This window comes from Psychrobacter sp. FME13 (assembly GCF_014861395.1).
GTDB lineage: Bacteria > Pseudomonadota > Gammaproteobacteria > Pseudomonadales > Moraxellaceae > Psychrobacter.
Genome location: NZ_RRYV01000152.1, coordinates 1 through 7,414, shown reverse-complemented (window position 1 = coordinate 7,414; position 7,414 = coordinate 1). Strand labels below are relative to the sequence as shown.

5 protein-coding genes are annotated in these 7,414 nt (G+C 41.5%); 1 reads left to right on the top strand and 4 read right to left on the bottom strand.

The window, feature by feature from the left end; translation table 11 throughout:
* Window positions 1–256: IS1 family transposase (locus EI164_RS13335; RefSeq protein ID WP_192518970.1), on the bottom strand; the 256-nt coding region annotated here is incomplete at its 3' end.
* 425 nt (window positions 257–681) lie between these two features.
* Window positions 682–1,107 carry a peptide-methionine (R)-S-oxide reductase MsrB gene (gene msrB / locus EI164_RS13330; RefSeq protein WP_192520434.1) on the bottom strand — a complete coding sequence of 142 codons (426 nt, stop codon included), beginning with the start codon at window positions 1,105–1,107 and terminating at the stop codon, window positions 682–684.
* A 489-nt stretch (window positions 1,108–1,596) separates the two neighbouring features.
* Between msrB and EI164_RS13325 the strand changes: the two genes are divergently transcribed.
* Window positions 1,597–3,135 (top strand): aminotransferase class I/II-fold pyridoxal phosphate-dependent enzyme, encoded by a 1,539-nt coding sequence (locus tag EI164_RS13325; protein WP_413038465.1) that lies wholly within the window; start codon window positions 1,597–1,599, stop codon window positions 3,133–3,135.
* A gap of 116 nt (window positions 3,136–3,251) precedes the next feature.
* Here the strand turns inward: EI164_RS13325 and EI164_RS13320 are convergent, their stop codons facing one another.
* Entirely contained in the window at window positions 3,252–4,859 is a 1,608-nt protein-coding gene (locus tag EI164_RS13320; protein ID WP_192520432.1) for an inorganic phosphate transporter, read from the bottom strand.
* A gap of 633 nt (window positions 4,860–5,492) precedes the next feature.
* A complete protein-coding gene (locus EI164_RS13315; RefSeq protein ID WP_192520431.1) occupies window positions 5,493–7,106 on the bottom strand; it encodes an ATPase in 1,614 nt (537 codons plus the stop codon).
* Between the last annotated feature and the right edge of the window lie 308 nt (window positions 7,107–7,414).

The window sequence follows — 7,414 nt, the reverse complement described above, 5'->3', positions numbered from 1 at the left end:
TGGTGCCCAATACTTTACCGATACTGACTGAGGCTATAATAGCTATGTCTCTAACACCGCAACCTCTCACCGTCATTAGCCGTATGATGTCTTCTATTTTAGAGTGACAGCCCTTATAAGTTAAGGCATGGTCACCAATGAATTGACGTTTGCAGTCCTTGCATTGGTAGTTCTGCTTGCCATAGCTTTTTATGCCGTTTTTCTTTAAACTGGGACTGTGACAGTCGGGGCAGCTGATATCTATTTGTGTCTTCATAACCTCAAATATATCATCTTGCTTTGGCTGTCACCCTCCTTTATTTCTTCAGCATACTTTCTGACACACCACCAGTTATTTTAATACTCTCTAACCATGACTATTCTGCATCACAGTAGCTTTTTCATAACTGCTTTATCATAACTGACTTCTCACAGTTACTTTCTCACAGTTACTGCTAATTGTGCAACAGCATAAATATGGCGCCTATTATCAAAAAGGAAGCGTCGTGCGCTTCCTTTTTATACTGCTAAGCTTATATCATTCTCAAAATTAAGTAAAAAGCAAGTACATGCCTTTACTCACTGTGCTAACTATCTGCCACTACGTATCGTAGGTTGTATAATTTTGATATAGACATTCGTGCTTCTGGGAGTTGATAGCATCTAATCTGTTATCTGTATTTTCAATTATTATGCTCGCTGCTATTTTTCAGATTTGTCCAAATCGATAGAGACTGAGTTTATGCAATAGCGCATCCCTGTCGTCTCGCTAGGTCCATCAGGGAACACATGACCTAGGTGCGCCCCGCAGTTACTACAAGTCACCTCTGTGCGAGTCATGCCCAATGAGTTATCGACGTGCTCATCAATAGCGCTGTTATCGACTCCTTGGTCAAAACTTGGCCAACCGCAACCAGCATTGAATTTACTGCTTGAGTCAAACAAGCTAGCGCCGCACCCTTTGCAGCGATAAATACCTTCATCATCTGCATCATTATAGACACCTGTGAATGGGCGTTCTGTGCCCTTCTCGCGCATTACATGGTATTCATCAGCACTCAAGCGTTCTTTCCAATCAGCTTTGGTTAATTGGCTAATTTCTGCTTTGCTAAGTTGATTGTCTTGCATAGTTTGTCCTTACTTAAATAGGTATTGTCCGATTTTCTATTTGGCTACTAATCAAGTTTTATCGCCATATTATTATAAATAACGATGTGCCCTATCTATTGATGATCAACCCAATATTCAAGACATACATCACAATAATATTGTATTGGCAAAGCAATTAGTAATGGGTAATGGGTAATGGGTAATGGGTAATGGGTAATTATATGGTATTTCAGCAGGGAACCACTTCATACGCTTATAAATGCAAGATTTACTTTCATTGTTATAACTTTTTTAAAATAACTTGCATAGCAGTTATTTATGCAATAATATCTTGCATTAGGATATAAGTATTATTATTGAATTAAAGTAATCTACTTATGACAAACCTATTGATAAATAAAGGCTTAACTGATTATGGCTAGCGAGAAAAATAAAGGTACACAAGCCGAACGACTGGTGCAGCTGCGCCGTGATAAAGGATTTACTGCGGAGCAATTAGCACAAGCGATGACGGCAGCAGGCGCAAAGGTCAGTCGCGGTGCTATCTCTAATTGGGAGCGTGGCACCAATGGTATCGTCTCGTCTAAATTACCCACGCTAGCACGTATTTTAGGCTGTAGCGAAGGCTACTTGCTGCGCGGTGAGCTTCAAAACCAAACAAGCACCACTACAAATACGACAGCCAGTGTATCAAATAAGAACGATGATTTAGATACTACGCCTCCTAAACATACACAACCTGACAAATCAAGTGAGAGCAAGCCAAGCTCAGTCAACACAAACTCACCAAATAGCCCTATGAGTGATCCCTCTATGAATACCATTAAAAAATCTGATAAATTACAAAATGTCTGCTACGACATTCGCGGCCCACTACTACAGACTGCAAATAAAATGGAGGCGGAGGGCAAACGTATATTAAAGCTGAATGTCGGCAACCCAGCACCATTCGGTCTAGAAGCACCGCATGAGATTTTGCGTGATGTGGCGATGAATTTGCCAGACGCCATTGGGTATTCAGACTCACAAGGGATCTTTTCTGCGCGTAAAGCAGTACTGCAATATTATCAATCAAAAGGGCTGCTATCGGCAGTTGATGTCCGTGATGTATATTTAGGTAATGGTGTCTCTGAGCTGATTGTCATGACTATGCAAGCATTAATGAACGATGGTGATGAGGTACTCATTCCAATGCCAGATTACCCGCTTTGGACAGCGGCCGCTAATCTATCTGGTGGTACGGCTGTACACTATCGCTGTAATGAAGACGACAACTGGCACCCTGATATAGAAGATATCAAATCAAAAATTACCAGTAAGACAAAAGGCATCGTGGTTATCAACCCTAATAACCCAACTGGTGCGCTTTATAGCAACGAGCTCCTATTACAGATTATAGAGGTTGCTAAAGAGCATGATTTAATCATCATGGCGGATGAGATTTATGACCGTATTCTCTATGATGACACTCTACACACACCAATGAGTACTTTGACGGATGACGTACTGGTTCTATCGTACAACGGTTTGTCAAAGTCGCATCGTATCGCGGGGTTCCGTGCAGGTTGGATGATGGTCTCAGGTCGCAAGCAACACGCTGCTGACTTTATAGAGGGTCTGGATATGCTAGCCTCTATGCGCTTATGCTCTAACGTTCAAGGGCAATACGCTATCCAAACAGCGATGGGTGGCCACCAAAGTATGAAAGATTTGACATCTAAAACAGGTCGCTTGTATAAGCAGCGCGAAATGGCCGTATCGCGACTTAATGCAATTAAAGGCATTTCATGTACGATGCCACAAGGCGCGTTTTATTGTTTTCCAAAGATGGACCCTGAAGTTTACCCTATTACGGATGACATGAATTTTATGATGGACCTACTGATTGATGAAAACGTTCTAATGGTACAAGGGACGGGGTTCAATTGGGACAAACCGGATCACTTCCGCTTAGTGTTTCTGCCCAATTTACATGACTTAGAAGATGCAATGGATCGCTTAGACAGATTCTTTGCTAAAAAACGCCAACAGTTTGGTACTGATTAAACACTCATTTAGGATGCTCCATCATATAAAAAATGCTTATCAGCATGATGCTGATAAGCATTTTTTTCAACCAACTTGTTATACTTACTAACTACAACTTATCTTCAATACGAGTATTAAAAAATATTACTCAATACGAAATAACTGATAGCCGACATACTTGCCGCTGCAGGAAGCGTCACAACCCACGCCAAACCAATCGGTTTCATCAGCTTCCAATTGGTGTCTCTATTGACGATACCGATACCCAATACCGCACCGACTAAAGTATGTGTACTTGATACAGGTAATCCCATCGTCGAGGCTACCATAACAACAGCTGCTGCAGCCAGTTCTGCTGAAAAGCCAGAAGCAGGGTGCATTTTGGCCAAATTGGTTCCTACCGTCTGAATGACTTCTTTACCGATGAACCAAAGACCAACAATAAGTGAAACCCCAAAAGTCAGCATGACCGCTGGTGGTACTGCCGCCTCGGTAGCAATACTATTGGTACGAATCACATCCATAATCGCGGCAAAAGGACCAACTGCATTGGCAATATCATTCGACCCATGACTAAAAGCAAAAGCCGATGCGGTAAAGACTTGCATCCAACTAAACATAATAAAGGTTGCTTTGGTCAAATCCTCTTTATGCTTACCACGGATACTTTTGGTATAGATAAAGGTCGCAAGCCATACTAGCGCCGCTATCATTCCCATGATCAAGAAGCCCTGTAGCGTCGTCATATTACTGTTGACGTTTTTAAGGCCTTTGAATACAACCAGCGATGTCATGACGGCACCACCAGCTGCTGCAATAAGCGGCACCCACTGCTTAAGTGCTTTTAGCGTATCAAGGTTGGTACGCTCGTTCTCAATCTCATAAAGCTGTTTGTAATAATCTGTCTCTAGATCTTCTATCACGCAATCATCATCTTTATAGATTTCTTGATCACGTAGCATGGCCGATGTATAAGCCAGCTGCTCTGATTCTGTTAGACCTTCCAAAAACTCTTTATGGTTTTGCTTTAAGGTTTTTTTATTGCCTTTAAGAATCGCAAGATGTGCCTCTGTTCGATCATTATACTCGATGATATTTTTCTTAATCTGTCCGTATAACAGGTAGGATAATACACCACCTAGCAACGGTGATAGCACCCAAGAAATAGCGATCGTACCAACAGTTCCCCAACTCACTGTTGATAAAGCCATTTCCGTACCACCCAATGTGATACCCAGTACGATAGAGCTACCAACAACGCCACCGATAATGGAGTGCGTGGTCGAAACCGGTAAGCCTTTTTTGGTGGCAAACAATAACCAAAATGCAGCAGCGATTAAAGCTGAGAGCATGACATAAATAAATTGATTAGGTGTCACCGTTAGACCATCTAGGTCAACGATGCCTTTTCTGATCGTATCAGTAACTTCGCCACCTGCCAGTACAGCACCTGACACTTCAAATATTGCAGCAATACCCAATGCTTGAGGAATGGTTAATGTGCCGGCACCTACCGAGGTACCAAAGGAGTTGGCGACATCATTCCCACCAATATTGAATGCCATAAAGACACCAAAAGCGGTTGCTACAATAAATAGCGTCGTTTGTTGATGCATTGTGTAATCTAGACCCCACCACGTAAAATAGGCGGTCATCGCAATCAGTACAATGGCAAAAAATATATTTATTCTCATAGAGCCGACTGATTTGACTGACTCTGTAGAACTACTGCTAATACCCATACGTTAATACGTCCTGCGTAAGCTGATTGAAATTATATGCGGTTAATAACATTGCACTGTAATGCTAAATACTACTATAACTATACTATTTAGCATTGTGGTAACGTCTATAAAACGCGTGATGTACTCGATAAGTAGCGATCTAATTAGTGATTTAAGTAATGACTTAAGCAACGATATTTTCGATAGTACGGCTGATACATTGGCCTGAAGCGATTGACTGCTGATGCATGTTCTATCTCATTGACGGGTTTTACTTGATTTAAAATTACAAACTAATTTTAGGTAAAACACGTCTCTTAACATGTCACAAAGCCGCAAGTAATATTGCTAAATCGTCTGATTACAGCATCTTGCGGCTTTGAAGTTTTATTGTGGCCATAGTAACACTAGGACGCATAGAACAACTATAACGCCCTATTTGCTATAGCATATGATGTATAGCAGAAAACATTAGGCGCCTATTATATTAAATATAAGCGCATAATGCATGATGATATTGCGAGATTTGTAACTGCCAAGGTCATATTCAATTAACATCACTTTTCAGTGACTTATCGTATTATTATACTATTTTTGTATAAACATTAAAATTATAAATAAAGAGTTTCAGTCACTCAATATAATCAAAGGTTAACTGTCGTACCTTGCCGATAATTGCTCAATAGCATGATCCAGCACATCCAAACGCGCTTGACGCTTTTCGTTAGTAGCGATGACACACCAAGGTGCATTTTTACTATCAGTGCGTGCCAGCATATCCGCTGCAGCCTGTACATAGTCCGACCATTTATCACGATTACGCCAGTCATCGTCGGTCAGCTTAAACTGCTTATGCGGTGTTTCTTGGCGCCCCTCAAAACGTTTCAACTGCTCTTTTTTATCAATCGCCAGCCAGTACTTGATGACGATCGCTCCTGAATCGGTCAAGTCTGCCTCAAAGCGATTGATTTCATCATAAGCGCGTTGCCACTCATCACTGGTCGCAAACCCTTCGACACGCTCAACCAACACCCGCCCATACCAAGTGCGATCAAAGATAGCGATACGACTGATTCGGTCGGTCTGCTCATCAGGAAGCTTTGTCCAAAAACGCCATAAATAAGGATGCTGCAATTCGTACAGCATCGGTGCACTAATGTTATAAATTTGGTATTCACGTGGGTCAAGCGGCGCTACCAACCTTTTGATTGCCCCGCCCTTGCCAGCAGCGTCCATACCCTCAAAAGCAAATACAACGTGACGACCTTTGCGGGCGCGCAATAACTCAGCGAGACAAGCTTGCTTCTCTGCCAACAACTTACGATAGTCAGACTTATCTATATCCTCTTCTTTTATATTCGTCAACTGCTTAGGTATTTTTACAGATTCAAATACTTGTTCTTCATCTGTTTTATCTACATTGACGGCACTACTTACTAATGCTGTCTGCATTGCATGCAGCACTTCATGACAAAAATGATCTGCCGCTTGTGATTTATCATCACCGTCAATGATGATCCAGTCGTCTTGCTGGCGCAATAACGTCGCTGCTACTTCGTTAAACTTTTCGATAACTTTTTGGCTGTTCCAGTCAATTTGATACAAAAAATGTGGATCCGCCTTTTTGTCATGAAGCCGCGATTGTAATGTTTCGATATCAACATGAAACCAGCACTTTAGCAGCCTTGTTTGATTAGCAATAAGATCTTGTTCAAACACTTGTAGCTTAGCCAGTTGCTGTTCTAAATATGCTTGCCATGTCGCAATAGGAAATACGCTATGATTTACTGACTCAGTATCGTCTTTGTCATCTGACATTGCCAGACGCATGGCGTTGTAGAGTAAGTCAGCGTACCAATTGCCAAAATAAACCATAACATCACCATGACGTGGCATGGATTTGGTATACGCTTGCCACATTGGTTGATGGGTTAATGGACAAGAGCCAATGGTCGCCTCAACCTTTAACAGTCTAGGATCGACCCATTGCCGCAGTTGCTTAACCGCAGTTCCTTTACCTGCCTGCTCCATACCATTGACTAACACCAACAGTCCTGTAGGTTTATTGGTGGTTTTCGGTGTTCGTTGCCGTGTTGCACGCAGAGCATACTGGGCTGTAACTAATGCTAATCTCAGCCCATCTTCATCCATAGAGAACTGGCTGAGTGGGTTGGGCGTTAAACGCTGCTCGACCATTTCATCACTAAATTGTGCGTTGACTGGCTCTGGGACTACTGAATCAGATTTACTCTTTTTTTTACTCATAGTTAAAATCATCCTCTGATTGAAAATACGTCATTTTAATCATAGCATTCAACCAATCCAGTCAATGACGCCGCTATGTAACAGTTTGACATTTGTATTCTAGTTTATTTTCTTTTAAGGTGAACACAATCTACGAAGCTATCTTAGAACAGTCTCCATACTTTGTCTTAGCATCTTAAAAACCAGCATTACTTATAAAGCAGTTACACGCAGACTATTACACTATTTTTTTCAACAATTTGATAAAATTATTGGTGGTGTTCTAAAAAGTATGCTGGCATCAGACATAGCCATAATTGACATAGAAG

Coding starts and splice junctions, on each gene's coding strand:
- msrB (WP_192520434.1), bottom strand. CDS start 1,107: ATGCAAGACAATCAACTTAGCAAAGCAGAAATTAGCCAATTAACCAAA.
- EI164_RS13325 (WP_413038465.1), top strand. CDS start 1,597: ATGACGGCAGCAGGCGCAAAGGTCAGTCGCGGTGCTATCTCTAATTGG.
- EI164_RS13320 (WP_192520432.1), bottom strand. CDS start 4,859: ATGGGTATTAGCAGTAGTTCTACAGAGTCAGTCAAATCAGTCGGCTCT.
- EI164_RS13315 (WP_192520431.1), bottom strand. CDS start 7,106: ATGAGTAAAAAAAAGAGTAAATCTGATTCAGTAGTCCCAGAGCCAGTC.